Source organism: Pseudomonas sp. 06C 126, from assembly GCF_001855215.1.
GTDB lineage: Bacteria > Pseudomonadota > Gammaproteobacteria > Pseudomonadales > Pseudomonadaceae > Aquipseudomonas > Aquipseudomonas proteolytica.
Window position 1 is genome coordinate 93,751 of sequence record NZ_MIFU01000108.1, and the last position, 26,338, is coordinate 120,088.

Here is a 26,338-nt window from a genome sequence, read left to right on the forward strand (position 1 = left end):
CAACACAATCGGCCGAACGCGGCCATACGACAAGCGCCACGAATCGTGGGCAATTTGGTAGTTTGTGTGCGGTCGGCAGGACGCCGGGGAGGGAGTAAATCATTTCCGCAACCTGAAGCGCACCCCTTGAGTTACGGGGCTTTCAGCTCGTCGATAAATGGAGTGATGCGGAAATGATAAAAGGTTAACTTGCTGTATTTAAAGAAAAAATCGCCAGTCTTGAAAACCGGCGAACGTTAATAGCGTTCCCAGGGTTCGAATCCCTGGTTTCCCGCCAAGATTCATACGAAAGCCCCGCGATTGCGGGGCTTTTGTGTTTCTGGCGTTCGATAGTTGGACAGGGTTTTAAACTAACAGTTTCCGCATCGTTTAAGACGCTTTGCGCAACTACTGCCAGATCCTCTATCAACGGGTCGGCTTTACGTGCACCGATGGGCAGGCCGTTTAACGGGGTCATAGCCATTCCTTTGACCGAAAAATTACTGCCACTATACGGCGCACAAAAGCGTCAGGAAACTACCCCACCTGCAATAATCCTTGGTCCGCTTTGGGTCGGTTGCTGCCCGTCATGAGGTCCGCAAGCGGCCAAACGCTTACGTTTACATCGATAGGGATCATGTAGCAACGTAGACAAGAACCGGCTGGAGGCAATTGAGCGGCGGTGCCGAATGAAGCATGTCGGTAGGTTCACACCATGGATAACTGCGACCTTGAAGCCAATCCATTATTTTGCGCATATGCTGGGAAGGACACTCCAACATGTGTTCGATAGTAATGGACAGTTGAATGGCCAAGCCGCTTTGCGGTGAAAAGATCCAATGATATTCCCCACAGCCTACACGTAACTCTCCAGACGCTTTTGTTGACATGCCAACCAGCCATTTGCACTTATGAACATTTGCCTCGGGTTTTGGAGGGGCACCCAAGCAAAATGTATAAACGTTCTCATATTTCAGGCTAAAGTCGCGCACCAGAATTTCAGCAATATCTTCGCGCCCCTGGACGTTGGGAGGAAATGCGATGGTGCTTGTCTGCACTAGCACGTTAAGAGTTGCGTCTAGACTGAAAGCACGCTGCAACAAGTCAGGCCGATTTCCGTCCTTACCGAAGATGTAGCTCTCAATCGCTTTGGTGGCATTTTTCATGCACAAATCCTAGTGCTGCTACAGGTTGGCGAATCTGGATTCCGCGCGGATTATGGGCTAACCGAAACTTCCCCCTTCGCGGAATCTGGTACATCAAACATCCTATCGAAGACCCACTGAAACGCCAGCGCGTAAAAGAAGAAGAAAACGAACAGCCCCAGATCGGTGACCAGTGCAGCCCACCAAGAAATCTCCAGCCACCATGCCACCAGTGGTACCAACATTAGAACTAGCCCACCCTCAAAGCCCAGTGAGTGCAGCAAGCGTCTGCCCAACGTGCGAGCACGCTGTGGCTGACGCGCTTCCCAGAGTTCAAAAGCGTAGTTAAACAGCACGTTCCACAGCAGCGCACACACAGATAACATCACCGACAGTGCACCCGCATGGGCCAAACCTTCGTCGTATATCAACGAGATGCTGGGCGATAGCACCGCAACAGCGATTGATTCATAGAGGATGGCTTGAAGAATTTTTCGCGATGGTCCTTGCATGGTGTTTTCCGAAGGGTGGATTGATCGAATACCTGCGACGGTATCGCTCCGTACACACTAAGAAAAATGAGATAAATTGAATACTCATCAATTCAATTCATCTAGGGAACGATGCGTGTTTTCGACTCTTCCGCTTAACGCGCTGCGCACCTTTGAGGCGGCTGCGCGACTGGGTAGCTTTAAAGCGGCAGCTGAGGAGCTCTCAGTCACCCCCGCGGCCATTTCCCACCAGGTCAGGATGTTGGAAGCCCGCCTCGGAGCGATGCTGTTCGAGCGAGCTGGACAAGGTGTCGCATTGACCGAAGAGGGCGAGTTGCTATATCGCCAGACTCATCGCGCCTTGTTAGACATTCGCCGCAGCCTGGAGGCGTTTTATCCGGACACCGCTCCCCAAACCCTGACCATTTCCACTACGCCGGGCTTGGCGGCAGCCTGGCTGATTCCACGGCTGGGTGGTTTCTATAGGAGCTTTCCACAAGTCAATGTGCGGGTCGATACGCGTAACGAAATAGTCGATCTACTGCGTGATTCCAGTATCGATGTCGCCATTCGATCGATCAGCCGCGATGACCCGAAGTTGTTCTGTCAGGAGCTAATGAAAGAGCAATTCTCGGTTTACGGTGCCCCAGATCTGGTGGCCTCGCTGAATGTAAAACAGATCGAACTGATCAACCTGCACTGGAAAATTCCGGGAGCATTTTCAATCAACTGGGAAAGCTGGTGCGCGGCTGCAGAATGCCAGGCCTGGCTCGAAACGGCGCAGATGCGTGAGTTCGACGATGAGCATTTTGCTTTGAGCGCTGCGATTGCGGGTCATGGGCTGGTGCTGGCAAGCAATGTACTGGTAGCCGACAGCCTCAGGGATGGAGAATTAGTGGCCTATAGACCAGAAGTAGGCCTGCCTGGTCCGCGTTACGTTGCGGTGTGCGTGCCAGGACGTGAGCGGCAGGTGCATGTGAGTGCGTTCCTGATGTGGCTGGCAGGCGCCGCTCTGCAGGATGGGTGACGATGCTCGACTCGCACCTTTAAGCGTTCGTTACCCCTCAAAAAAATGGCACTCGTATTAACTCCGCCACGCAAGATGAAGTTTAGCGTGGTGTCGTTTCCTTACTTGCATCTGGAAATAGAGCGGTGGTGACGTAATCCACGAATACTCTCAGCTTGGGTGAAAGATGCCTACTTGAAGGCCAGAGCACCCGTAATATTGTGTGGTCTCGATTGAACCCATCCAGTACGGATACTAAGCTGCCGATTTCCAGTTGCTGACGAATGGCTACGTCTGGCATACACGCGATGCCAAGGCCTGACTCTGCGAAGCAAACCAGCGGTTCAAGTGTATTGGCCGTCATTGAGCTGGCCAGATCAAAAGTGAGTGTTTCGCCTGCGCGGCTTAGGGGCCACTGGTCGACCTTGCCACTGCTGGGGAATCGGTATAGTAGACATCGGTGCTGCATTAGATCCTCGGGGGTCTTCGGCACCCCATGTTGTTCGAAGTACTTCGGTGCACCCACCATGATACGACGATAGCTTCCAAGCTTACGTGCCATCAACCGGGAATCACTCGGCTCACCCGTGCGGATCACCGCATCGAATCCTTCCTCGATTACATCCACCAGACAGGCCAGGGCCAGGCTGCCAAGGAGAAAGCGGATGATCTTGCTGAAAATGAAGGCTGCGCCGTGCTGCTGACGACTCTGCTCGTCGGCTGCGCATTGCGGGAGGTTGTCGTGCCGATACTTTTTGACGGTTCTTCTTATTCAATTGGTAGCCCAACCGGAGTATGGCGATGCCAAAAAACCAGTCGTGCTATCTGATATATGGGCACTATTTCTCTCAGCAAAAATTAGACGCGCAGAGGGATCAGGTTGCATTGTGCAGTATTCTTCCGGAGCGCTCAGGTGCGTAATGAAAAGCGGCGAGTTGGTGGCGGGCTGATCAGGGCTTAAGAAAAGCAAGACCTGCGAGCAGGCCATGGCGGCCTGCTGCAGTGACATTCATGAGTAGCGAGAGCAATAGTTTTTTTGTTCCTTTAGGTTTTTAGGTTACTGCTCTCTAGTGTTGCCTTATTGTTTTTAAGACGCGCTTCGGCAGCTCTCGCAACGCCATCCCTTATAACTTTCGGATTTCTCAAGCGCTGTAAGCAGATCACGACCGACTATACTATTTTGGCAGTTGTTATGTTTTTCATTTGGTTCTTTCATTCCCGCGCATTGTTTTTTCAGGAAGGGGCTTACAACCGCCTGCTGTTTTGACGAAAGCGCTCTAAACCCCTTGTCCACGGCTAGCTTGGCGTAGCTTTGTACGCTCGGCTTTTCACCTTGAAATGCGTTCTGCGCGATAAGGGCCGAGAAAATCTCTCGCTCGATAGTCATTCGTTAATCCTTTGTTCAATCAACAAGTTTGCTCATGTTTTTTCTTGTTCTGAGCAATGCGAAAGCATACGTTACCATTGGTTGTTTTTTTATTGAACTGGGTTTCCATCCAGCTATAAAAGGCAAGGCTTCTTATTTTTTGGTCAGTAAATGTTGGTTTCTTGGTGTTTAGAATATTTCAATAGGTCTTTGTTGCAATTTGTTTCTTGTTAGATGAGGTGGAGAAGTTTCGCTTTGCACTCTAATGAGGTCGTGCAACGTGGGAAGCTCCTTTTGTTCGCGTTAATTTAAGGGTGATGAGACCGCTTGTGAGCTTCTACAAAGTTCCGCGATTACCTATTCCGGGCTGTGCAAGGCTGGTACTTTGTGCAAAGCGACCTTTACTGCCTTGGTTAACTAATAGAAGTGCGAAACTCTCTAATCTCCACAGAGCATGTGGTGCGTTTGTGGCTAGAGGCTGAGTTTCTGGTTGCGATGAAGCCAGCGCTTTTATTGATTTTGGCTGACACTACGCCATCGCGAGCAGGCGAGGGTTGGGTTCAGCACCTCATTTTAGTGCTGAGCCGCGTTTACATTCGAGGCTTTCACCTAAGCCACGGATCATCTCCATCAATGCCTTCACCCGCAGCGGTAAATTTCCGGCCGGGTACACCGCGTGCATCTGTGGGCTCTCACCGCTGCTGGAGGTGAGTTTGTACTCAGGACAAACCCGGCACAGGCGCCCAGCTTGCACTTCGGGCTCCGCCATCCAATCCGCCAAGCGGGCGATCCCGACGCCCGCGAGGGCTGCCTGGAATACCGCCAGACCGGAGCTGAAACGAAATTTAGGATGAACCCGAAAGCTGATGGCCTGCTCCTCACTACGAAAATTCCACTCCTTGAGAATCCGCGGCGCCGTATGCAGGATCAGCGAATGCGACTCCAGTGCCTCGATGGAGTCGGGCATGCCGTTGCGCTCCAGGTAGCCGGGGCTGGCATACAGATAACGTGAGTAACTCCAGAGCGCACAGCCGATCAAGTCGCTGGATTGTGGAAATGCGCCGCGAATCGAGAAATCCAGCTTGCTCTTGGCCGGGTCGATGATCTCATCGGTGAAAATCACATCGATATTAACGTCCGGATAACGCTCGCAGTATTGCGCGATCAACCGGGGCAATACCCCGTGTCCGAGAAACTCGGGGGCGGAAAACCGGATCCAGCCGGAGGCCAGGCCGCTGAGGCCGGCCAGGTCTTCATCCACCTCACGTTGCAGTTCGAGCATTTTGTATGCGTGGGGCAATAAGCATTCACCCGCTTCGGTCAAGCTCACGGCATTGGAGGAGCGATTGAACAACTTGAGCCCCACACTTTCCTCCAGGGCTTGAACCGCACGGGTCAGTGCGCTAGGGGAGCGCCCCAGAGTCCGTGCCGCGGCGATGAAGCTGCGCTTGCGAGCCACGGTCGCGAAGGCTTCAAGTTCACCCAACATATTCAACGCCACTCTCCACCTCATTGCATTTTTCACAACGCGGCATTGCAACACAAAAAAGGCCCTTCCGTTAATCTTCCTGTTCAACCCACAAGGATGGGGTAAACAGGAGCGCAAGGACGTGTCGAAGCTAGATGAAGTAATCGGGAAGGCCGCAGCGTGTGTTGATGAAGTAATTCATGAGTTGCTGGAAAAAAAATCAGTGAGTTCGAACCGACGGGAGATACCGCAAATTCATCTGTCGCTCGAAGAACAACGCGCACTTCAGGCCGGTCTGGCATCGCTGGAGGTGACCGATAGCGCCTCGGGTATCCGCCACATGCCGGACCTGGGGTTGTTGCTGGAAAGTGTCCTGAGCACCGAGAAAATCCAGCAGCTACGCAATTTTCCACGGGCCCGTGAAGTGGCGATGATCGTCAGGGGGCTGCCGCTGGACCCGCAGCTGCCCGCCACACCCTATGACCGGGAGCCGGGTATCGAGGACTTGTCGACACTGGCCGGGGCTATTTTGTCGGTGCTGCAAACTCTGCAAACCCGTCCGTTGGCGTACGAGGGTGAAAGCAACGACACCGTGTTCCGCCACGTATCGCCCAAGCACAAGCGAGAGACCGAAAAGAGCTCCTATGGCTCGCGCGCGGATCTGGGCATGCATGTCGACAACCCCCACCTGCCTTTGACCTGCGAACCCGTCTCGCAACTGTCGGCCTGTCCGGAGTACCTGTCCCTGACCGGCCTGCGCTGCGAGCTCGACGTGCCGACGCGCATCGTCGCTATTGACGAGGTGTTGGCCCTTCTGCCGGCCTACGTTGAAGAAGAATTGTCACGCCCGAACTTCACCGTTCGCCGACCGGCTTCCTTCGGCAAACAGGGGAATGTGCTGGAAAACGTCCCCTTGCTGTACAGAAGCGCAACCGATGGCCTGTATTGCCGCTACAACAAAGCAAGTGTCGAGGCGACCTGCGCCAATGCGCAGTTTGCCCTCCAATTGTTCGCCGCCGTCGCCAATCATCCCGATGTCGTGCACCACATATTGCTGCAACCAGGGGACATGCTGATCTTCAAGAACCAGCAAACCCTGCATGCCCGGGATGGTTTTACACCCCGCTACGACGGCCGTGATCGCTGGATGTTGCGTGTCTTCGGGGTCAATGATCCGGCACGCGTGGTGCCGCTGGACCCTCATCAACCCTACATAGTCAGAGCCTGATTTCATGGTCGATATTGTCATCCTTTGCGTGTTCGCCTTCGCCGCCGGCCTGATCGATGCGGCGGTGGGCGGCGGCGGACTGATCCAGATTCCCGCGCTATTCAACGTGCTGCCCACCGCTCAACCGGCGGCGCTGCTGGGTACCAACAAGGTCGCGGCCGCCTGCGGCACCGCATTCGCGGCCCGGTCCTTCGTGCGCAAGGTGGTGATCGACTGGGGGCTTGTGATCCCGGCCGCCTGCGCGGCCTTTGTCATGGCCTTCTTCGGAGCCGCCACGGTGTCGTTTGTACCCCAGTCGATGATCCGGCCGGCGGTGCTGGTGTTGATTGTACTGATGGCGATCTACACCTTCTGGAAAAAGGATTTCGGCGCCCTGCACAAACCCATGCGCATCGGGACCAAGGAAAAACTGCTGGCGATCGTCATTGGCGGTGCCATCGGTTTCTACGATGGTCTGTTCGGTCCCGGCACTGGCAGCTTCCTGATCTTCCTGTTTATCCGCTTCTTCGCCTTTGACTTTCTTCATGCCTCGGCATCGGCCAAGCTCGTGAACATCGCGACCAACGTAGCGGCACTGATGTTCTTCATTCCGACGGGTAACGTGCTCTACCTGATCGCAATCCCCATGGCGGCATTCAACATCCTGGGCGCGCTCACTGGCACCTGGTTGGCGGTTCATAAAGGGGTGCCCTTTGTCCGGGCTCTATTCCTGGTGTTACTGGTGATTCTGATCAGCAAACTGTCCTACGACCTGCTCCTGTAAACCAGAGGAAAACTACATGCATCCCATGTTCGATCGCCTTGTGGCACTACTCGATGCCCGCTCAGCCTCCTACCGGGTGTTGATGCATGATGCCGAGGGGCAGTCGGCGCGCGTCGCCGAAATCCGTGGCACCGAGCCGGGCCAAGGCGCGAAGGCCATGCTTTGCTCCCTCAAGGGCCAGGCCGGCCCCTATGCACTGGTGATACTGCCGGGCGACCAGAAGCTGGACATGAAGAAAGTCGGAGCGGCCCTGGGCGGGAAAAAAGCCGAGTTGGTAAAGGCCGAAACCGCCACGGAACTGACCGGGTGCCGGATCGGCGCCATCCCTCCTTTTGTTTTCGATGAGCGGATTCAATTGATCGTCGATCCGGCCTTGACCACAGGCTACGCTGAAATAGCCTTCAACGCGGGGCGGCTGGATGCGTCGATGGTGCTCGATACGCAGGATTACCTGGCGATTGCCATGCCCCGATTGCTGGATATCAGCCAGGCCTGAGCAGACGTTTTCGCATAGGTTTCAAGAATAAATCAGTCGCCTTTTTTCTCCGTCTCTACCGGGCTGACCGGTTACTACGGATAGAAAGCGATAGACCTCAAGAGTCCGCTTTTGGCCGACAGACGTCTATCATGAAAGGCAGAAACCGCTAGTTAGGAGCCATTTGGTGTGGCGTGTAAGAATTTACCGCCTTTAGCTTCAACTGCCGAGCGAACTGCCGCGGCATCTGATGTCGAGCCGATAAATGCAAGTTGCAACTTAGGAAGCATGCTTGATGTGTTACTTAAAGCTGCAATAGCTGAGTTGGCTGCAAAAGAACTATCGGTTCCTGAGATGGCGACACGCACATCAGCTTTGCTTGCAGGGGCAATTATTTGGTGGATGCCTGAAACAATTGGAGATTCTAAACCTGCACTTCCGATAAGCGCGGATGCCATAGCTCCGGAAATGCCGTTATTCGCTGCGGGAACCCAAACTAGATTGAATTTCTGTTGCTCAAATAAAATTGCCGCAGATTGTGCGGCTTGCTGTGGCGATTGGCTCCCAGTTGTAGCGCACCCGACTAATGCAAATAACAAAATTGTGAATGCCGCGAAAAGTTTCATAACTGCTCCTGACTATTTATTAGGCGACGGTTCTGTCGCCCAATTGCTGAGTGTATGTTGTATGACTTTCCATCGCTAGTTCCACTCAAGTACTTCGTTCTGCACAGGACCTGATGTGGCCGCAAACACTGGAGGAGCATGTCGAGCTATTTGTTGAGCACTCCCCGTACATGAGAACGCAGATCTCTTTTTTCTTGTCCCAAGCAAGGAATCCATACGCCAAACCAAAAGAGGTTACGACTCAGCTCCATGATTTTTTGACCTGGATGGCTTCAGAAACCGCCTAGGTCTGCGGTGGGTCGACGCCAGCCCTTCGCGAGGGCTAGCAGTCGGCCGACAATGCTCACCCCTTGGTCAGATCAACCAACGGCGTCTGCCGCACCTCAGTCTCCCGCCCATCCTGAATCTCGCTCACCTGCTTCAAGGCCTTATCCACCGCCGCCTTATCCGTCAACAAGCTGTAGCTGATGCGGAACTGCTTGTGTTCCTTGGGCCCAATTGTCGGCACCAGGTTCAGTGGCCGCTGATAACGGCGGTTGTAGGAAAAACTGGTCCCCGGCTCCAGCCCCGTGACATAACCCTGGCCTTGGGTATCGGTGTTTTTCCACAGGGAAAACACGGGCAGTGTCTGGGTATTGAAGCCGACCGAAACGCCCAGGCTGCCGGCCTTGTTATGCAGCACGGTCAACGTATCGCCCTTGGCATCGGCATACGGCACCACGTTGTAAACCGTTTCGTCGTAGTCCTTGGTCGGCGCGCGGTAAGTTTGCCAGTCGGGCAGGTCGCCCTTGGCTTTGTCGTTGAACGGCGACACCTGTTTCACCGGCGCGGCGAAACGAGCGCCTTGCTCCAGGAACGGGGTACTGAAGTTGCTGTGATACAGCGCCTGGTACTCCTTCGGATAGTCGCCATTGTTGGTCAGGGTGTCGTTGAGGGCGAACACGACGCTGCCGGGTTCGGTGACCAGTTCGGTCGCGACCGAGAAGTCGACCTTCTTGAACGCCTGCTCTTTCAGTTCACCGCGTAGGATGATGGCGTACGGTGGTTTTTCATCGATATGCAGGGTGACTTTGTTCGCAGGAGTGTTGGCGGCCCGACCGTGCAGGGTCAGCAGTTCGCCGTTGTCGACGCCGGGGTGGCCGACCCATTCGTAGCCGCAGCGGGTGACCAGTTCATTGAAACCTTCCAGCCAGCCCAGGCCACCGCGGCCATTGAGTTCGATGAAGGACGGATTGACCACTTCCTTGACCGGAGAATCCCAGCCCATGCGCACATTGCCGACCGAGGCCTGCAAGACGTTCATTCCGCGAGTCGGCACTACCGAGAGTTTCATCGTGCCGTTATCGATGTCGACGATGCTGACACCTTCCTGCCGCCCGCCGTGCAAGGTGCGCAGGGTAACGCTGAAGGGTTTGTCGGTTTTTATTCCGAGTTGCTGGCTAGTGATCTGCCAGTTCTGGGCGGCTTTGTCGGTGTCGAGCAGAACGTAATCCCAGGCCATGGCGTGGGAGGCAGCGGACAGTGCGCTGAGGGCAACAAAGAGTTTGAGCGGGGTCATGGCGGCAGCCTTTCTTGGAGTTGTGCCATTTTTATAAACGTGATGAAACGTTTCAGCAAGCTAAAAAATCGACCCATCGCCGACGAGGCTGGCAGCGGGCGCGGGGCAAACACGGTTGTGTCGTTGATAGCCCAAAGCAGACCTTCGTAAACGTCTGCATTCGGTCGAATGCTTCACAAAAGCGATGCGAGGTTTAATACGAAGGGGAAGCGACAGAACATTTTTGGGGTGAAATTTTCAGATGGTTGAATACGCATATACTGGGCATGATGCAGGTAGTGGCTATTTGATGTTGTCTTGTGAGGTCTATTGAGCGTCGATGAATAAAACTGATCTGCTTGAGTATCTGATAGAGACCAGTTCCGCGATGACCCGATGCGACATGGATGACGCTATCCTCCTACATTTCGATTTGGTGATGGAGAACTATCGACAAAAACCGCTGTTTTACAAAAATCTGCTCAAATATGACAGGTTTATGGTAGCGCTTTCTTTGTTGAGCTTTAATTACAAAGATCATTTGGTGCCCCTGTCCAAGGTTAAAGCGTTCTGCCAAGAGCGTGGTTATTTATCGCGCAATAGCTTGGACTCTTACTTTTCGTTTTTCTTTATTACCGGTTATATACAAGTCCGGATGCATGACGAAGACAGTAGGCAGCGTGTTTTCAAACCCACCGGCGCGGCGCTGTGTGAAACCACCAGGATGATTAAATCTTATTTGCTGCCGTCGCAGTTGATAGTTCCATACGATGCTTGCCTGAAAGATGTATGGGAGTCGGAAGACATGCTGCGTGTGTTTTTTCATGGCTTCGCAAAGTTGTTGGAGGCTGATGTGATGCTTGACAAGTTATTGCCTGAGGCAAAATGGATTATGAACAGAGATGGTGGGCATCTGCCGATGCTTGCGTTGTATGTAGACAGCTTGCGTAAGGATTCAATTCAGGCCGGTTATAAAGTGTCGACGTATATTGAGCTTTCTTCGCGCTTGGGCGTGTCGAAGACTCATATCATACGCATGGTTCGAGAAGGTGAGCTACACGGATATTTCAAATGCCACAAGAATACGGTGGAACTACTTCCGGCTTTTCTGGATTTGGTGAGGCGCACCATGGCCATAAATTTTTCAGTGGCGCGAATTAGCTTGAAATTAGGAATGGGGGATAGCGAGTTTAATGATAAGTATCCCCGGACCAAGTCGTTGCTTGGTTCGTAGCGTGAATGCTTTTGAAAGGCCGTGTTGTTGGGCGGCATAATATACAGACATTGTCCTTTATTGTAGTACTCGTTAGCATCGGAGGTCAGTGTGTTTAACCGTCGCATAAAAAATGCTCTGCTCGACTGCAAGGGCGAGCTCGGTACATTACTTGGCGTATTCGCCAACCTTGAATCGGTTTTTATTTCACTGCGTGTTGATCGGGCGGGCCGAATCATCTCGGCCAACCAGCGATTCGCCGATGTGCTTGGCTATTCGTTAGATGAGCTATCCGGCTCGGAGATTAGCAACATACTGGCTGAGCCGCGCAGCGCGTTTGCGCCGAATCTGCGGGCCAGTGAGTTGCAGCGCTACACCGGTTCAAATGGCCAAATTGTCACGCTTGGCATGTGTTGGCTCTCTTTGTCTGAACGCACATTTCAAGGCTACGGCTGTATCGCTCCGCCATTGGCGCGGGACGAGCAGGAAAGCGTGGAAATGTTCAGCGCCTTGAACCGGTCAACCGCAATTGTGCAGTTCAGCCTCGCTGGTGAAGTCCTACATGCCAATAAGCCCTTTATCGACGCAATGGGCTACAGCCTTGCAGAGATAGAAGGCAGGCATCATCGCCTATTCTGCCTGGACGAGGATGTTGCTTCTGCGGCTTACGCTGATTTCTGGAAGTCGTTGAATAAAGGTGCGTTCATTGCGGGGCGCTTTCGCCGCCTGGATAAACACGGCCGGGTCGTGTGGCTAGAAGCAACCTATAACCCGATCAAGGATGCTTGCGGGCAAGTGTACAAGGTCGCCAAGTTCGCCAGTGTGGTGACAAAGCAGGTTGAGAGAGCCGATAGAGTCAAACAGGCAGCACACATGGCTTACGAGGTTTCGCTCGATACCGATGTCAAGGCGGACCGGGGCATGGGCCTGGTAGGCGACTCGGTAATATCCATGCAAACCATCGCGCAACAAATGGCTTCAGTGACCGCAAGCATGAGTGCCCTTGAGTCACAGTCGCTGTTGATCGGATCCATTGTTGACACTATCGGCGCCATTGCCACGCAAACAAATCTCTTGGCGCTTAACGCAGCCATCGAAGCTGCGCGCGCGGGAATGCACGGCCGTGGTTTCGCGGTAGTTGCGGATGAGGTGCGCAAACTCGCTGGGCGCACCAGCACGGCGACACAGGAGATTGCCAGCGTAGTGCGACAGAACGGTGAGTTGGCCCGTCAAGCCACTGTTCAGGTCCAGTGCAGCCGAGACCAGGCCGATAGGTTGCTGGAGCTGGCTGAGCAGGCAGGCAGGGCGATGGCAGATATTCAGTTGGGTGCCAAGCAAGTCGTGGAAGCAATTGGGCGGGTCACCAGCGACCTGGATTGATGAGCATCGTTAGCATGTCATTACAAGGCAGTGGAAGTAATTCTTGGACCTTTTTTGTGCACGTTGCTTGCGCGTAGAAAAACTACCTATTCTGAAATTGCAGCTTGAATAAACTATCTTTCCAAAAATGCTAATAACGTGCGGTGGTCGACCTTGTGTATATGTCGAAAAGAATGTGTGAGCCGCGTGGGACGAGCCTATGAAAAGTTCAGCTATGCAAGATTGGGAAGCCCTGATTGTTCGATATGAGCCAGAAATGGATTTGGAAACTTACTATTTCGGTCTGTTGGACGCGGCAGACGAATTGTTGCGCAGCGGCCTTGTTAGCGACACGGAGTGGCGGCAGATGGCACGGCTGTCGGCAAATTTTTTTATCGAAATGATTGAAAGGGGGCAGGGCGAAGACGTCGAATAATCTGAGTCGTTATGGAAAGGGAATTAGAGATGCCAGCGACTTTCAAGATTAGGCCGCGAATGCGGACATTGTTATCACCCGCGGTAACAAAAGTTGAGTTGGTTGGGGTGGTGGCGTGGCTGGGTGTTTTGTTGGTGGATCCAGTGCCGAGTATCAATTGGCTGAATTTTTCAATTACCATGTGCCTGCTCTTAGTTTGTCACTTTCATCGTGCGACCGGTAACTTCCTGGTATGGCGGCTTTTGGGTGGCGTATACATCGTTGTATTGGCATTTGGTTTTTCTTGTGTGATTGATTCCGGTGCAGAGCTGCGTGTATTCGCCTTGCCTCTGGCCGTTATAATTGTGGTGAGTAGCGCCATCTTATTTATCACGGTTCAAGACTATCTGCTTTCCAGTGCACTGGTGTGGATTTTGATGTGGTCAAACCTTGACGTGGGCATGTATAGGGGGTTGGAAGTATATCTGGTGCTGTTTTGCGTATCGTCCATGTCAATTGGCTTTACCCTGAGCTTTACATATTTGAAAAATATGCGCTCAGTGTTATTGATCGAGAGTGAGTTCAGAACCCTGGCGGAGACCGATTTTCTTACCTCTATACTCAACCGGCGAGCATTTATGGAGAGTTTCCAGCAAGTGATGGCAGGTGGGGGCGATGGCTATTTTATAATGTTGGATATCGACAGTTTTAAAATTAAAAATGATCAGTATGGTCACGATGTGGGCGACAAGATTTTATGCGCAATGGCCGCGTGCTTGCAGTCCACGCCTGGCAGTCACACTGTTGGAAGGATTGGTGGGGAGGAGTTCGGGGTTTTACTGTTGGGTGACGATGATTCGGTCGCCAATGAATACGCGTTGCGGCTTTTGGAGGCGATCCGGCACAGCGTCTCGCCACCCCATCACTACACCTGCAGTGCCGGTATCGCGCGATTCTCGGCGACGTCCGACATGTCTGCAGTACTTAAGTCTGCCGACTGTAATATGTATGAGGCCAAGCGCAACGGTAAGGATCGTGTTTTTCGGGATGGCAAGCAGCTCATGCCGCCAACTCATGGTACGCCACGGTGAATAACTGATTGGGTAGGGCTGAATTGCCCCCAGCTTTACAATCGCGGCAAGAAGCGCAGGGAGCGTGTGTCTGCCGGGATCCGAGTCCATGGCACCGTGGCTGACGCTCGTGTACTCAGGAGGCAGATGAATCTGCATCGCTAAGCATTGCTACCAGTTCAGACGCCAGGGCGGCCGCTTCTTGGCGATAGTCTTTGTTCCAGCAGCAGGACCAGTCATCAGGCCTGCCCTGATCTTCCCATTGCGCCAACGCAAGCCCGTTGATTATCTCCAGTTCGAACCAGAGGCGTTGCCAAGCGACGGTGTCCTGGACCAAAGCAGTGTCCTGCCACAGGAATTCTGTTTGCGCGACAAAGGCCGACCATGCGAATAGATCCTCTGAGGCTCGCTCGGCGAGCGCTGGCCAGTACTTTCTGACACCCAATGAACGACTCCTTGTAGTTGTGTTGGCAGCCACGAGTTTGTCCCCGTGGCCCGCTTTATAAAACATCTATGCCAGGATAGAGATCCGCCGGTGGATGATAATCGGGATCTTCGAAGCGGCTATTGTTGTAATGGGTTTTGGCCGTCGGCCCTTCGCCTTTGTACGACACCTGCGAGTTTGGTGTGAGATGCCACCCATCTCCGTTTTTGTCGCGCTCGATCAGAGACGGATACAGCGTGCAGGTGCCTGCTGAACCTGATGTCAGCCTGAACTGGTAAAAGCGCCCAGCTTGGGGCGTGAACTTCGCCGTGACAGAACAGGATTGCGTGCGCCCCCCCTCCCAGAACATACCCACATGCGTTTCGATGCCTGGTCGGATCCGCGTTTCGTAATAGTCCGACGTGAGGTTTTGCCCTGCTTTCGGCATACCCTCATCTTGCGTATGGATGAACGGAAGCGGCCCACTGCGAATGACGCCGCCCGAGCGTATGCCGTTTTCGTATTGGTACAGATCGGCATGCTGAGTGACGTTGACGATGCGGATCCATGCGGGGTTCGGCTCGTTTTCAGGTGCCGTGAAGTAAACGGTGTGTGGCAAATACTGGCAGCCTGCGAACAACGGCAGAGCCAGCAGGCAGAGCGCAGTGCGTATCGACATGGGGCCTGTCCTGTTGCGGAGTCAGGGTAGAGACCACAAAAAAAGAGGAGCATTGCGTAACAGCTGAAAAATCTCGATGGGGTTATTAGCGTCCCTGAACCGCCAGTCTTCTGTGGAACGCCAGCGCTACGCGCCGGTCATCAATCACATGGGCGTGGCAATGAGTAAGATTGCGGTCCCGTGTGTGGCTATGGCGGCGTTTACCCCGTAGCGCAATCGTCCTAGCATCTCGCCACGTCCGTCCTTGGACATGAGAGTCCAGCCGCGTCTTAGAAGCTGTAGCGGGCCGTCAGTTTGAAATTGCGTGGGTCGCCGTAGACGTCGTACGGTTCATAGCCCCCGTTGGCGATGCTGACGTAATAAGTACGGTCGAACAGGTTGTTTACGTTGAACTGCAAATCCAGTTGCTCGCTGGCCTTGTAGCCTGCCACCAGGCCGGCCACGGTGTACGAGCCCTGTCGATTTTGCCATGCACTGCTACCGCTGCCTCCCGCGGTGCGGATCTGGCTCTGCTGGTAAACATCACCGCCAATGCGCCAGCGTTGCAGGTCGCCGGGTAGGCTGTAGATCGTGGAGAGCTTGAATAGCTGACGCGGCAGTCGGCGGTTGAAGTCCTGGCCTTCCAGGGTTGCATTGGCGTCGTTGACGTATTTCGTCTGGGTGTAGGTGTACCCAGCGGCCAGTTGCCAGTTTTCGGTCAGGGCGCCTTGGATTTCCAGGTCAACACCTCGGCTGCGCACCAGGCCGGAAGCCTCGTGGCACGAACTGTTGGCGGCTGGACCGCAGCCTTTGACGTCAGGCAATTCCTGGGCGCGATTCTTCTGATCAATCTGGAAAACAGCGAGGCTGGCGTTCAGTGCGCCATCGAAGTATTCGCCCTTGATACCCACTTCGTAGTTCTCGCCCAAGATAGGCTCGATCACTTGCCCACCGAGGCCTTTTTCGGTCTGCGGCTTGAAGATATCGGTGTAGCTGACGTAGACCGAGTGATTGGCGTTTAGGTCATAGACCAGGCCGGCATAGCGGGTCAAATTGCGCGTGACCTTGTAGCTGCTTGCGGGGGTGGCCCTGCTTTCGAATTCGTACCAGTCCAGACGACCGCCGAGAATCAGCGACAGAGGTTCGGTCAAGCGCAGGCGGGTGCTGGCATAGAGACTGTCCTGAGTCGTCGTCTCGAGACGGCCATCGGGGCCTTTGACGATATTGGGCTTGGTATGGCCACGTGGGTCCCACGCGAACAGATCGACGTTGCTGTCGATGAACCTTTCCCAAATATTACCGGTACGATAATCCAGCTGGCGCTTGCTCAGGCCCATGCTGAAGTCATGTTCTTGACCCAGCAACTGGAAGGGGCCGCTGAGGGCCAGGTCATAACCTCTTTCCTTCTGCTCCATGGCTTGCGTCCATAGATAGTGGCGGTTGTATCCCCAAATGGAAGAGGCCAGTACGTCATTGTCGGTCGTCGACTGCATGGCTGCCATGCGCAGCTTCCAGTCGTTGGCGAAACCGTGCTCCAGGGTCGCGAAATAACCGGTGGTGCGGTTGTTCATGTATTCATAGTCATGTCCCAGGAACGTGTCCCGGGGTAGTCCTAGATGACCACCGCCACGGGCCATGGGCAACCCGCCCCAGACATAATTGGTGTAGTCCTTCTGCCGATAGGCGCCCAGCGTCAGAGTGGTGGTATCAGTCAGGTCGGCGTCTACCACGCCGTAGTACAGGTCCGCGTCACTTTCCACCGACTCGCGGAAGCTTTTCGAGTCTTGCCGCGAGAGCACGGTACGGGCGCGCAAAGTGCCGCTTTCATTGAGTGGGCCGCCAATGTCCAGGGTGCTGCTGTAATCGTCCCAACTGCCAGCGCTGCCGGTGAGCACCGCCTGGAACTTATGTGTCGGGCGTTTACGCACCAGGTTGATGGCGGCCGCAGGGCTGCCGGCGCCTTGGGCCAGGCCGGTGGCGCCGCGAACGATTTCCACCCGGTCATACATGGCCAGGTTGGCTTCGCTGCTGGGCAGGTAGGTGAGGAAGCTGGTGGGAAAACCGTCGTACATGACGGTGTCGACGTCAAACCCGCGCGCGCTGAAGGTGGGGCGCGCCACGCCGCCGGAGTTATTGAGGAAAATCCCCGGCGCGCTTTGGGCCACATCACTGATGGTGGTCATGGCCTTGTCGTCCATGCGTTTGCGCGTGACCACGCTGACCGACTGTGGCGTTTCACGCAAGGTCAAGGGCAGCTTGGTGGCGGTCTGCATGGCGCCGGTGGTATAGGAACCGGTGTTCTCGGTCGTTTCGCCCATCTCCTGGCCGACGATTGCCGTTTCCCCCAATTGCAGGGTGCTGCTCGATTCGGGAGCCTTCTCCAGCATCACGCTGTTTGCGCCGGTCGCGCGCCAAGTCAAGCCGCTGCCTTTCAATACTTCAGCCAGTGCCGCCTCTGGCTCTTTGGGGCCGACCACCCCAAGGCTGTTCTTGCCGGCTACCAACGTGCCATCCACTATCACCTGTAAACCGCTTTGGGCAGCCAAGCGGTTCAGCGCGCTCGCCAAGGGTTGCGGTGCGATATTGAATGAGTGGGGATCAGCAAACGCCAGGCCGGATATCAGCACGCACAACAGTGTAAGCGGGGCTGCGGACAAAGATTTTATTGGCAAACCTTCAGGTAACGGATGCTGCATCAGTGCTCTCCCTAATACGAAACATTATCGTTCTAGGGAGGGGAGACGGGTGACACGCCAACACCCGTAAAAATAGTCAAGTCTTGGAGGAGATCACCAGCAGATAGTCGGTGTAGCGCTCGATCTTGAGGGGAAAGACTTTCTCCAGCGTCGCCAGGCCGTCGTCCAGGTCGTCGAGTTGAAAGGTGCCGCTGACTTTGAGTGTGCCCAGGCTCGTGTCCCGTATCAGGATGATCCCCGGACGATAGCGTTCGACCTGCTCAAGCACCTGCGCAAGCGGCGTCATTTCGAAGACCAGGCGACCCTGCTCCCACGCCAGTATCGTGTCGACGACCACACTCTGCTTGGCGCCCAGGCCAACGGCACGCCCACCCACGGTTTCGCCAGCGCTGAGCGTCACCTTGTCAGGCGCATTGGTGACAGCCACACGCCCGCGGCGCACGGTGACATCCACGTGCTCTCCATCACGGCGCACTGCGTAGATCGTGCCCAGGGCCGTAGCGCTCAGGGCCCCTGCCTGCACACTGAAGGGCCGTTGTGGGTCCGGCTTTACATCGAACACGGCCTCGCCCTTGCGCAGGGTAATGCGGCGCCCATCGTCAGTGAAATTCACATCAACGGCGCTGTTGGTATTCAAGGTGATGTGGGAACCATCAGCAAGCGTGACCTGGCGACGCTCAGCGGTGCCGGTGTAATAGTCTGCGTCCAACGCCATGTATTGCGCCCATGCCACGCCGAGCCCGAGTACCAACGATGCTGCGATACCCATTGCCCACACGCGTCGCGACGACGGCCGTGCTGCGGCACGAGGCTCGGCCAGATGTGCGCTTAAACTCCACAGCCGACGCGCCTCGACAAACGCCTGCTGATGCTCCGGTGCCTGTTCGCACCATGCCCGCGCCGCGGCCACATCAGAGGGCTGCACCGAGCCCGAGGTAAGGCGAATCACCCACGCGTGGGCAGTGCGCTGGACTTCGCTAATGGATTGGGGGGTGTCGGATTGATCATGCATACCGGCTATCGTTGCAGGCATTGGCTGAGAAAGTCGAGAGTAATAGCTAATTGTTTTTCCACCGTACTTACAGATACCTGCAGTTGAGAGGCTACTTCCTTATGGGGAAGGTTGCGCAGCCGGCACAGGGTAAATATCTCCTGGCACTGGATAGGTAAGCGGTGCAAAGCGGCGGCCATTGCGGCGAGTTCCTGTTGCGCTACCACGACATCGAACAGAGCCGGGCTTTCGCCCGTTACCTCGTAAAGGTAGGCGGTACCTTCGTCGAGGCGCTCCCGTGTTTGCCTGCTGCGTGCATGATCAATCGCCAAGTTACGGGCAATTTTAAAGATAAAGCCGCGTAGGTTGAGCACCGGTTTACGGGGTGGCTGACGGAGCAGGCGCAGGTAGGTTTCCTGAGTCAGATCGGCAGCAGTCTCAGGATTGCGCAACTGACGATGAAGAAACGAACGCAACTCGGTGGCATGGGCCCGAAACGCCACCTCAAGCTCTTCGGTGGTCATGCTCGACATTGGCAGAGATCACGCAGAGGAAAGCCCCGTACTTTAATGATAGCGCTTCGCATTAACAATCTTTTCTTGGGCTGCCAGCTTGATCGGCCTATGACTGGAAATGGCAGCGAGTGGCAGAGTGCGGCCAGGGGATGAGTCTGCTGACCCTTGGGCTGTTGGGCAGTTTGTGTTCGGCCGGCAGGGCGCATGGATCTGGGGCATGTTTGCCGCAGGTTTTTTGCGGGTTACTTGCGTAACTCACGTCTGATACATCTGATAAACCACCGCGCTCCAGTAGCGGTTTCCATTGCGCATCTGGCGAGTCCAGCCGCTAGCCTCGAGCTGCTTACCAATCATTCGATTCATGAAGCCATGACCGAGCAACAACACCGGCCCGGTGCTGGAAAGGTCTTGCAACTGTTGGGCGGCCTTGCTGGCCCGTACCCTGGCCTGACGGGCGGATTCGACCGCTCCTGAGAAACCGCACAACCATGAGATACGAAGGATAAATGCCCAGGTAAAAGGAGAGAGCCGCGCCAGCCTCCAGCGACCATGGGGCAGTTGTGCTTCACAGAACACAGCGTCTACCACACTAGGCTGAAGGCACAGCGCCCGTACGGATGTCAGCGCTCGTGGGGCACTGCTCGATACGATCACCTGAGCGCTCGCCGCCAGTTGCACACTGGCCTCTGGTGGGGGCTGATTGATGATTTCGGATAAGTTGTAATGCTCGATCCAGTGTTGCATGTCGACTAAAGAAACCTTGCCGCTCATGGTCAGGTTCGGCTGGCCATGGCGCATCAGGATGATCTCCCTGTTCACTGTGTTTACGTCCTTGTCTTGCTGGTGGGGGCGGGTGAAGGATGAGTGCTTACGGGCAGTTAAAGCCAGGTGGCTACTGGGTAGGCAGAACATTGAGTCGGGAGGGTACCACCTGGGCAATAGGCGCGCGGCATCCCGAAAAAATAATCAGGGTTTTTATAAAAGGCAATGAGCCACTAGCCCATCTGTGCTAGTTCACTCGCGAACGGATCAATGCTAACTTTTGGGCTTTATTTTTGTGGTGAAAGAGGGTTCTTTTTAGTGCCTTCTCTAAAAGTTTATTGGTCCGGCAATTAATTAAATCCCCGTTCCCCAGCGAAGCCGAAGTTAGGGTTGCGCTCAACCCTATTGCAACTAAGGAGAGTGCTCATGAATTACCGATGCCTGCTGCCCATGCTCTTGCTGGCTGGTTGTGTTTCGCAACCCAATCATCAGGGTGTCAATTGGGGAGATGGCGCTTGCCCCAAACCCGCGCCAGAAAGCATTTCGGCCACTAATCATCTGGTGATAGAAGACGGTAAGACACTGAAATGCCAAATCCGCCCTTATGTCTGGAACATGGCTTGCCAAGGGATCGTCGACGCAGGCACTGAAGGCGTTATTTGCCAGGACAATGGGGGGAACCAGATGATTTTCTTGTTCGATGACAAAGGCGTGTTGACTACGCATCGCAGCGTGAAGGCGGGCTAGTGCGGACCACATGACAAAGATCAAGGTGGCAGCCGAGCATGAATGACGGGTGCGGCGAGTAGCGTTGTGGCAATTTGGATTGCAATGGGTTATTAAAACCGCCAACTATTCGCCGGGAAGCTATCAATGCGTTATTTACTGGGATGTACGGTTTTGCTGGGGTGCGCCACTGCTTTCGCTGATGACGCGCAACTCAAACAGTGGGAAAAGATGGATCGTTGCTCGACTGCTGCGTTTATCGCGGTATCTATCCTTGAAGAAAGCGAAGACACCTACAAACAGGCAATCGCTCTACAAGGGGCGCTTAATGGGCTCAAGAACAATACAAAGCTGGAAGAGACAAACCCGACTGAGAATGAAATGACGGGCGCCTACAACATGGCGCTAAGGATCTCCCACACGATGCCACGCCCCTTCGGCACTCGGGGTCATGATTGGCTTGTCGCCCAGGCTGCCACCGCCTGCACCTTATGGGTGCCTGAATTCAAACCGCAGTAAGGGCTGGCGCTGGTGGCTGGGCTTACATGCCCAGGGTCGGAATGGTTACCTGGCCACATTCTATGAGTTGGCCAGCCGTCACTTGAAGCACATCATTGGGTTTTGCGGCGTATCCGGCAAGAAAGCCGATGGCCAGCAACGCGATACAGAGCAGGGATCTTTTTAAAATCATCGGGAATTCGCTGAGTCATGGGTATGAAAACATGCAGCACTGATTCCAGATTGTGAAAAAGGTTCCTGCCGGGCAGGTAGCGCACCCGCTGATCTGAACGCGGTAAGGCGCTACCTACGAAAGCAGCACCACACGGGCGCTCTCGAATAGCACGGGCCGTACAAGAATCTTGTAGCTGTCAGCATCGAACGACTGCGGTGGCAGGGCCGGCGCCAATCGGGCTTCGGCCTGCGAGGCATAAGTCCCGATGTACCGCCAGTTGTCCACGACGTGGTATTGCTCCATCTGGCCATGGCATTCGTGCAGCGCAATGGCGGCGGGGTACGGCCAGCGATGGACGGCCCAGTGCGCCAACGCCTGCAGCAAACGCTCGGTGTGGGCCGCGTGGGTTTCATCGCCCCGGCACGCCCCGGCGCATTTACGGATCTGCGCGCGGAAACAACCTTTTGCGCTGGGTGGTTCTATACCCATCAAGCTATGGCAGAGGCGGTGCTCGTCGGCGAGCAGCATCAACGCTTCGATTGCCATGCGTCGGCTGCGAAACAGCCCGTACAACTGCGGGCCCTCGGCCAGCGCGGTGGTGTCGATGATCTCGAGTTTGCCGTTGTGCATGCGCAGCGAGCACAGGCGCCGCTGCCGGCGCAGGCGTTTGTTCTTCAAGGGCTGCATCTCTTTGATCAGGCGCGACTCCAGCAACAGTGCACCGATTTCCCCTGCGGTCTGCTGGTATTCGATCCGCTGTGCCTGGCGCAACATTCGCGCCTCTTCCGGGTTGCGCAGGTGCGCCAGCAGGCGGCTGCGAAGATCGACACTTTTACCGATGTACAACGGCAGCGAATCGTCTTGTGCGTAGAAAAAATACACGCCGGGCGCACGCGGCGCCGCCTCTGCCTGGGCGCGAAGGTGGGCAGGGTATTCGAACGATGGGGCGGGAGGAGTCGGGCGTAGAGGCATGCCGAATATAGTGCGGCATGAACCGCAGAAATGGGGTGCCGCCGGTCGGGCGCCGGCGAACCTGCACTCAACTTGCGTTGGGCAGGTTACTGATCCAACGCTTGCCGCCGGGATGACGAATTACGATTCCATTGATCTGCCACGTCGCCCATGGTCAAGGGCTCGCCACTCTTGATCCACGCCATGAACGCCCGATCGAACTTGAACGACTCCCCGCACTCGCCGATCAGGAAGCGGCGGACCTTCTGCGTATTCCGGTAGTGCGGGTCCAGTGGGGTGTCGCGGGTGATGGGGCCCGAGTGCCAGTCGAAGATCATTGCCGCTCCTTGGGTGATGCAGGTTTCTGACTCAACAATTGAAGACCGGAGCATAGCGTTCTTCACGCTTTTTGAAATGAATCGGCGCCATCGGCACTTTTTCGCCGTTCACGAATATGGCCGGAAAGGTGAGGGTGAAGTCATCCATATCGCCCTTGCCCAGGGCCGTGCCCTTGCGGCTGCTGTTCGATTGCTCCTTGGGATCAAAGCCGGTTTTCAACTGCTCGATACTGACTTGATAGGTTTCACCTGTCGCCAGCGTTACGGTGACCAGGGGTGAGGCGGCGCTGACCCACAATGGCGGATCGGTCTGTTGATAGGCCGCCCGGCGTTCATCCGGGGTATTCAGGTTGCGCAGGCGCGGGGGGGTGTAAAGCCGACCAAACAGACGTAGTTCGGTGTCGGTTGAGCGCAGCTTGTCCGGCCAGCTGTATGTTCCGGGCGGTGCTGCATAGACCAACACGTGAACCCAATCGAGCTCTGCCGAGCGTGGGGCAAAGCTCATCGCGGCTTTCGGGCCGGGGCAGGTGCGTTCGAGCAGAGCATTTGTGCCTACTGTCGATTGCGGGTGCAGATACGGCCCGGTGCTGCATCCGGCAAGCAGCGCGAGGAGGATATAGAGAACGTAGTGCTTCATTGGGGCCAACTCCATTGGTCGTCAGCGCGACTATGTCATCTCTGCGGTGAATTCTCATCAGCTCTGTGCGGCATTCTCTGGCGAGAAACGTTCTTGTTTGCCCAGGGCTGAGATAAACTCCGCGGATTCTTGAAAGGGAGCCTTGCGGCAATGGAACTGAAATCGTCGAGCAGAAGTATTCGGGTGCTGGGTTGTGCCGGGATAGTGGCCGGTGCAGATGGGTAAATTCATGAAGCACCTGCGAACCTTGAATCTCTCCACGGAACGCTTTCTGAGTCGGTTTACCCGCACGCAGTTCCTGTGCGCTGCCATTGCCTTCACCGCGCTCAACTTCGTCTTGGACTACACCTTTACTTCGTATACCTCGCTCTATCTCTCAATGCTCAGCGGTTGGCTGTTTGCCATGGGTTTTGTGAGGTTCCGGTCTGAGCCGTGATGCGTATGTTTGATCACTACCTCAAGCGATGGGACCTGGTCGTCGACGGCGACGCATTCGTCTCGCGCAACGGTAATCTACTGCCCGTTCGCCAGCGTGGCATGCCTGCCATGCTCAAAATCTCCCAAGTGGCCGAGGAGCAGGCTGGCAGCACCTCGGGATGTCACGGTGCTGCATGGCGATATTCACCATGGCAACGTGCTGGATTTTGCCGCGTCCGGCTGGCTGGCCATTGATCCCAAGGGCCTCTACGGCGAACGGGGCTTTGATTATGCGAACCTGTTCTGCAACCCCGATGAACGCGCCCTGGCCCCGGAGTGCTTTGCGCGGCGGATCGAAGTGGTCGCCAGTGTTTCGGGTATCGAGCGGCGCAGGCTCCTGCAATGGGTGCTTGCCTGGGCAGGGTTGTCATCAACCTGGATGCTTGAAGAGGGGGATGAACCGGGAATCACCCTCGGCGCGGCGCAACTGGCGGCGGCGGCACTGCGGTGATCAGTAAGCTGTCGCCATCACCCCCCCCTGTAGGAGCTGGCTTGAAGCGATCGCGCAGGACCGGTCGCCGACAAAGTGACTGACCCACCGCCATCGCCGCATAGGTATCTACACAACTTTGCTGCATCGCATAAACCCAGGCAGATAGGTCTGTTGTGGCAAGCCCGCTCGCCACAGGGAAGATCGTCAGTTTCTGAAAGTTGTGTAGATGCCTATGGCCATCGCCGGCAAGCCAGCCCCTAGACTTTTTTGCCGCCCAGCCAAGCGCGCTGCCTGATCGAGTTCCGTTATGGCAGCGGATCAGTCGATCCGCGGATGCTGTTGCGCCAGGTTCTCGCGCTTGGCTTCCAGCTCGGCGATCTGCTCGTCCAGGTCTTCGATCTTCTGCTCGATATTGTCGTGATGCTCCTGCAGCAGTTCCCGTGCCTCTTCGATATCCGACGCCGCCGGGGCCGCGCCGCGCAGGGGTTTGTTGGCGGTTTCCTTCATGGTCAGCCCGGTGACCAGGCCCACCACGGCAATGACCATCAGGTAGTAGGCAGGCATGTACAAATCGTTGGTGCTTTCCACCAACCAGGCCACAGCGGTTGGGGTCAGGCCGGCGATCAGCACCGAAATGTTGAACGCGCTGGCCAAGGCGCTGTAGCGGATGTGGGTGGGGAACATTGCCGGCAGGGTGGACGCCATCACGCCGATAAAGAAGTTCAGCACCACCGCCAGCATCAGCAACCCGGCGAAAATCAGCCCGAGCTTGCCGCTGTTGATCAGCATAAACGCCGGAATCGCCAGAGCCAGCAGCCCGATGCTGCCGGCGATGATAAAAGGCCGGCGCCCGACTTTGTCGCTGATAAAGCCGATCAAGGGTTGCACGAACAGCATGCCGACCATGATCGCGATGATGATCAGCACGCCATGGTTTTCGCTGTAGTGCAGGTTGTGCGTCAGGTAGCTGGGCATGTAGGTGAGCAGCATGTAGTAGGTGACGTTGGTCACGGCCACCACGCCGACGCAGGTCAGCAGGCTGCGCCAATGCTTGGTGGCGACTTCCTTGAACGACACACGCGGGCCGCGGGCCAGGCCTTCGCGGTCGCCTTGCTCGAGTTTTTCAACATGCTGTTGGAAGGCCGGGGTTTCTTCCAGGGCGTGGCGCAGGTACAGGCCGATCATGCCCAGGGGCAAGGCGAGGAAGAACGGCAGGCGCCAGCCCCATTCCTGGAATTGCTCTTCGCCCAGCACGCTGGAGATCACCACCACCACGCCCGCACCGAGCACGAAGCCGGCGATGGAGCCGAAGTCTAGCCAACTGCCGAGGAAGCCGCGCTTGCGGTCGGGGGCATATTCGGCGACGAAGATCGAAGCCCCGGTGTATTCACCGCCCACCGAAAACCCCTGGGCCATCTTGGCCAACAGCAACAGGATCGGGGCCCAGATGCCAATCGAGGCATAGGACGGAATCAGGCCGATGGCAAAGGTGCTGATGGACATGATCACGATGGTGGCCGCGAGGACTTTCTGCCGCCCGTACTTATCCCCCAGCGCACCGAAGAACAGGCCACCCAGGGGGCGGATCAGGAAGGGCACGGAAAAGGTCGCCAGCGCCGCGATCATCTGCACGCCAGGGTCGGCGCCGGGGAAGAACACCTTGCCCAGCACATAGGCCACGAAGCCATACACCCCGAAGTCAAACCACTCCATGGCATTGCCCAGTGCGGCGGCGGTAATCGCCTTGCGCATCTTGGCGTCGTCAACGATGGTGATGTCGTTCAACCCGATTGGGCTGACGCTTTTCTTGCGTGATTTCATACAGGTCACTCTGTCACTGAACGGTGTCGATGCCATTGTTTTAATGGCATGGTCTATTCGGTCAGATACATGAGGACACGAAATAATTCACCGCT

Annotated in this window: 29 protein-coding genes, 1 tRNA gene and 2 pseudogenes; 15 read left to right on the forward strand and 17 right to left on the reverse strand. The window is 55.6% G+C overall.

The genetic code is table 11. The features are described from left to right. The first annotated feature begins 169 nt into the window (after window positions 1-169). A tRNA-Ser gene (locus BHC62_RS28630) sits at window positions 170-273 on the forward strand. Window positions 274-614: 341 nt separating this feature from the next. Here the strand turns inward: BHC62_RS28630 and BHC62_RS21330 are convergent. Both BHC62_RS21330 and BHC62_RS21335 read right to left on the reverse strand, forming a co-directional pair. Continuing rightward, window positions 615-1,145, reverse strand: coding sequence for a hypothetical protein (locus BHC62_RS21330; protein WP_070996067.1), 531 nt, complete (start codon window positions 1,143-1,145; stop codon window positions 615-617). 50 nt (window positions 1,146-1,195) lie between these two features. After that, on the reverse strand, window positions 1,196-1,636 hold the full coding sequence (locus BHC62_RS21335; protein WP_029293593.1) for a PACE efflux transporter: 441 nt from the start codon (window positions 1,634-1,636) through the stop codon (window positions 1,196-1,198). Window positions 1,637-1,751: 115 nt separating this feature from the next. Here BHC62_RS21335 and BHC62_RS21340 point away from each other — a divergent pair, with 115 nt between their 5' ends. Next, window positions 1,752-2,642, forward strand: coding sequence for a LysR substrate-binding domain-containing protein (locus tag BHC62_RS21340; RefSeq protein WP_070996068.1), 891 nt, complete (start codon window positions 1,752-1,754; stop codon window positions 2,640-2,642). 82 nt (window positions 2,643-2,724) lie between these two features. Here BHC62_RS21340 and BHC62_RS27545 read toward each other — a convergent pair whose 3' ends face one another. Next, the gene (locus BHC62_RS27545) at window positions 2,725-3,219 is read right to left on the reverse strand and encodes a LysR substrate-binding domain-containing protein (RefSeq protein WP_256324409.1); all 495 of its coding nucleotides are present in this window, start codon (window positions 3,217-3,219) and stop codon (window positions 2,725-2,727) included. Here BHC62_RS27545 and BHC62_RS29060 point away from each other — a divergent pair. Continuing rightward, window positions 3,118-3,450 carry a hypothetical protein gene (locus BHC62_RS29060; protein WP_256324411.1) on the forward strand — a complete coding sequence of 111 codons (333 nt, stop codon included), beginning with the start codon at window positions 3,118-3,120 and terminating at the stop codon, window positions 3,448-3,450. The genes BHC62_RS27545 and BHC62_RS29060 overlap by 102 nt on opposite strands. Window positions 3,451-3,708: 258 nt before the next feature. Here BHC62_RS29060 and BHC62_RS21345 read toward each other — a convergent pair whose 3' ends face one another. Beyond that, window positions 3,709-4,008 (reverse strand): hypothetical protein, encoded by a 300-nt coding sequence (locus tag BHC62_RS21345; RefSeq protein WP_070996069.1) that lies wholly within the window; start codon window positions 4,006-4,008, stop codon window positions 3,709-3,711. A gap of 547 nt (window positions 4,009-4,555) precedes the next feature. Beyond that, window positions 4,556-5,488 carry a LysR family transcriptional regulator gene (locus tag BHC62_RS21350; protein WP_070996070.1) on the reverse strand — a complete coding sequence of 311 codons (933 nt, stop codon included), beginning with the start codon at window positions 5,486-5,488 and terminating at the stop codon, window positions 4,556-4,558. On the opposite strand from BHC62_RS21350, the gene BHC62_RS21355 reads away from it, so the two are divergent. Genes BHC62_RS21355 through BHC62_RS21365 form a run of 3 tightly spaced genes read left to right on the forward strand, consistent with a single transcriptional unit; the run spans window position 5,424 to window position 7,942 of the window. After that, complete coding sequence (locus BHC62_RS21355) at window positions 5,424-6,683, forward strand: TauD/TfdA family dioxygenase (RefSeq protein ID WP_256324407.1); 1,260 nt, start codon at window positions 5,424-5,426, stop codon at window positions 6,681-6,683. The genes BHC62_RS21350 and BHC62_RS21355 overlap by 65 nt on opposite strands. Before the next feature lie 4 nt (window positions 6,684-6,687). Further along, complete coding sequence (locus BHC62_RS21360; protein WP_029293609.1) at window positions 6,688-7,446, forward strand: TSUP family transporter; 759 nt, start codon at window positions 6,688-6,690, stop codon at window positions 7,444-7,446. A gap of 16 nt (window positions 7,447-7,462) precedes the next feature. After that, the gene (locus BHC62_RS21365; RefSeq protein ID WP_083335469.1) at window positions 7,463-7,942 is read left to right on the forward strand and encodes a YbaK/prolyl-tRNA synthetase associated domain-containing protein; all 480 of its coding nucleotides are present in this window, start codon (window positions 7,463-7,465) and stop codon (window positions 7,940-7,942) included. A 152-nt stretch (window positions 7,943-8,094) separates the two neighbouring features. On the opposite strand, the gene BHC62_RS28325 is transcribed toward BHC62_RS21365, so the two are convergent. Together BHC62_RS28325 and BHC62_RS21370 are read right to left on the reverse strand one after the other, a co-directional pair. Next, on the reverse strand, window positions 8,095-8,547 hold the full coding sequence (locus BHC62_RS28325; protein ID WP_143007573.1) for a hypothetical protein: 453 nt from the start codon (window positions 8,545-8,547) through the stop codon (window positions 8,095-8,097). 343 nt (window positions 8,548-8,890) lie between these two features. Then, window positions 8,891-10,105 carry an aldose 1-epimerase family protein gene (locus tag BHC62_RS21370; RefSeq protein ID WP_070996072.1) on the reverse strand — a complete coding sequence of 405 codons (1,215 nt, stop codon included), beginning with the start codon at window positions 10,103-10,105 and terminating at the stop codon, window positions 8,891-8,893. Window positions 10,106-10,424: 319 nt separating this feature from the next. On the opposite strand from BHC62_RS21370, the gene BHC62_RS21375 reads away from it, so the two are divergent. The 5 genes and pseudogenes from BHC62_RS21375 to BHC62_RS21390 all read left to right on the forward strand — a co-directional run bounded on the left by BHC62_RS21375 (window position 10,425) and on the right by BHC62_RS21390 (window position 14,162). Then, complete coding sequence (locus BHC62_RS21375) at window positions 10,425-11,318, forward strand: hypothetical protein (protein ID WP_070996073.1); 894 nt, start codon at window positions 10,425-10,427, stop codon at window positions 11,316-11,318. Between the two features lie 90 nt (window positions 11,319-11,408). Beyond that, window positions 11,409-12,125, forward strand: a pseudogene (locus BHC62_RS29375) (PAS domain-containing protein); the annotation flags it as partial. Between the two features lie 186 nt (window positions 12,126-12,311). Further along, a pseudogene (locus BHC62_RS29380) lies at window positions 12,312-12,677 on the forward strand (methyl-accepting chemotaxis protein); the annotation flags it as partial. Window positions 12,678-12,876: 199 nt separating this feature from the next. Beyond that, on the forward strand, window positions 12,877-13,092 hold the full coding sequence (locus BHC62_RS21385) for a hypothetical protein (protein WP_133714811.1): 216 nt from the start codon (window positions 12,877-12,879) through the stop codon (window positions 13,090-13,092). Window positions 13,093-13,121: 29 nt separating this feature from the next. Then, window positions 13,122-14,162 carry a GGDEF domain-containing protein gene (locus BHC62_RS21390; RefSeq protein ID WP_070996137.1) on the forward strand — a complete coding sequence of 347 codons (1,041 nt, stop codon included), beginning with the start codon at window positions 13,122-13,124 and terminating at the stop codon, window positions 14,160-14,162. Window positions 14,163-14,277: 115 nt separating this feature from the next. Here the strand turns inward: BHC62_RS21390 and BHC62_RS21395 are convergent, their stop codons facing one another. From BHC62_RS21395 to BHC62_RS21420, 6 genes are all read right to left on the reverse strand, one after another. Then, window positions 14,278-14,586, reverse strand: a complete 309-nt coding sequence (locus BHC62_RS21395) for a hypothetical protein (RefSeq protein WP_070996076.1) — start codon at window positions 14,584-14,586, stop codon at window positions 14,278-14,280. Between the two features lie 55 nt (window positions 14,587-14,641). Then, the gene (locus BHC62_RS21400) at window positions 14,642-15,244 is read right to left on the reverse strand and encodes a hypothetical protein (protein ID WP_070996077.1); all 603 of its coding nucleotides are present in this window, start codon (window positions 15,242-15,244) and stop codon (window positions 14,642-14,644) included. A gap of 269 nt (window positions 15,245-15,513) precedes the next feature. Then, on the reverse strand, window positions 15,514-17,919 hold the full coding sequence (locus BHC62_RS21405) for a TonB-dependent receptor (RefSeq protein ID WP_070996078.1): 2,406 nt from the start codon (window positions 17,917-17,919) through the stop codon (window positions 15,514-15,516). 76 nt (window positions 17,920-17,995) lie between these two features. Beyond that, window positions 17,996-18,931: a FecR family protein gene (locus BHC62_RS21410; protein WP_071610057.1), complete on the reverse strand. Its 936-nt coding sequence runs from the start codon at window positions 18,929-18,931 to the stop codon at window positions 17,996-17,998. A 5-nt stretch (window positions 18,932-18,936) separates the two neighbouring features. Further along, on the reverse strand, window positions 18,937-19,434 hold the full coding sequence (locus BHC62_RS21415) for an RNA polymerase sigma factor (protein WP_224791095.1): 498 nt from the start codon (window positions 19,432-19,434) through the stop codon (window positions 18,937-18,939). A gap of 246 nt (window positions 19,435-19,680) precedes the next feature. Next, entirely contained in the window at window positions 19,681-20,244 is a 564-nt protein-coding gene (locus BHC62_RS21420; protein WP_070996139.1) for a phosphoglycerate mutase family protein, read from the reverse strand. Between the two features lie 369 nt (window positions 20,245-20,613). Here BHC62_RS21420 and BHC62_RS21425 point away from each other — a divergent pair, with 369 nt between their 5' ends. After that, entirely contained in the window at window positions 20,614-20,934 is a 321-nt protein-coding gene (locus BHC62_RS21425) for a hypothetical protein (protein ID WP_029293635.1), read from the forward strand. 126 nt (window positions 20,935-21,060) lie between these two features. After that, window positions 21,061-21,432 carry a hypothetical protein gene (locus BHC62_RS21430; protein ID WP_070996079.1) on the forward strand — a complete coding sequence of 124 codons (372 nt, stop codon included), beginning with the start codon at window positions 21,061-21,063 and terminating at the stop codon, window positions 21,430-21,432. Window positions 21,433-21,718: 286 nt separating this feature from the next. On the opposite strand, the gene BHC62_RS21435 is transcribed toward BHC62_RS21430, so the two are convergent. The 3 genes from BHC62_RS21435 to BHC62_RS21445 all read right to left on the reverse strand — a co-directional run bounded on the left by BHC62_RS21435 (window position 21,719) and on the right by BHC62_RS21445 (window position 23,512). Further along, a complete protein-coding gene (locus tag BHC62_RS21435; protein WP_029293638.1) occupies window positions 21,719-22,468 on the reverse strand; it encodes a nucleotide excision repair endonuclease in 750 nt (249 codons plus the stop codon). 176 nt (window positions 22,469-22,644) lie between these two features. Then, a complete protein-coding gene (locus BHC62_RS21440; RefSeq protein ID WP_070996080.1) occupies window positions 22,645-22,875 on the reverse strand; it encodes a DUF6434 domain-containing protein in 231 nt (76 codons plus the stop codon). A gap of 31 nt (window positions 22,876-22,906) precedes the next feature. Further along, window positions 22,907-23,512 (reverse strand): hypothetical protein, encoded by a 606-nt coding sequence (locus BHC62_RS21445; protein WP_029293642.1) that lies wholly within the window; start codon window positions 23,510-23,512, stop codon window positions 22,907-22,909. Between the two features lie 229 nt (window positions 23,513-23,741). Between BHC62_RS21445 and BHC62_RS21450 the strand changes: the two genes are divergently transcribed. Further along, window positions 23,742-23,948, forward strand: a complete 207-nt coding sequence (locus BHC62_RS21450; protein WP_070996141.1) for a hypothetical protein — start codon at window positions 23,742-23,744, stop codon at window positions 23,946-23,948. A gap of 168 nt (window positions 23,949-24,116) precedes the next feature. Further along, complete coding sequence (locus tag BHC62_RS21455; protein WP_371128928.1) at window positions 24,117-24,440, forward strand: aminoglycoside phosphotransferase family protein; 324 nt, start codon at window positions 24,117-24,119, stop codon at window positions 24,438-24,440. Between the two features lie 300 nt (window positions 24,441-24,740). Here the strand turns inward: BHC62_RS21455 and proP are convergent, their stop codons facing one another. Continuing rightward, window positions 24,741-26,243, reverse strand: a complete 1,503-nt coding sequence (proP, locus tag BHC62_RS21460) for a glycine betaine/L-proline transporter ProP (RefSeq protein ID WP_029293649.1) — start codon at window positions 26,241-26,243, stop codon at window positions 24,741-24,743. Window positions 26,244-26,338: the final 95 nt, after the last annotated feature.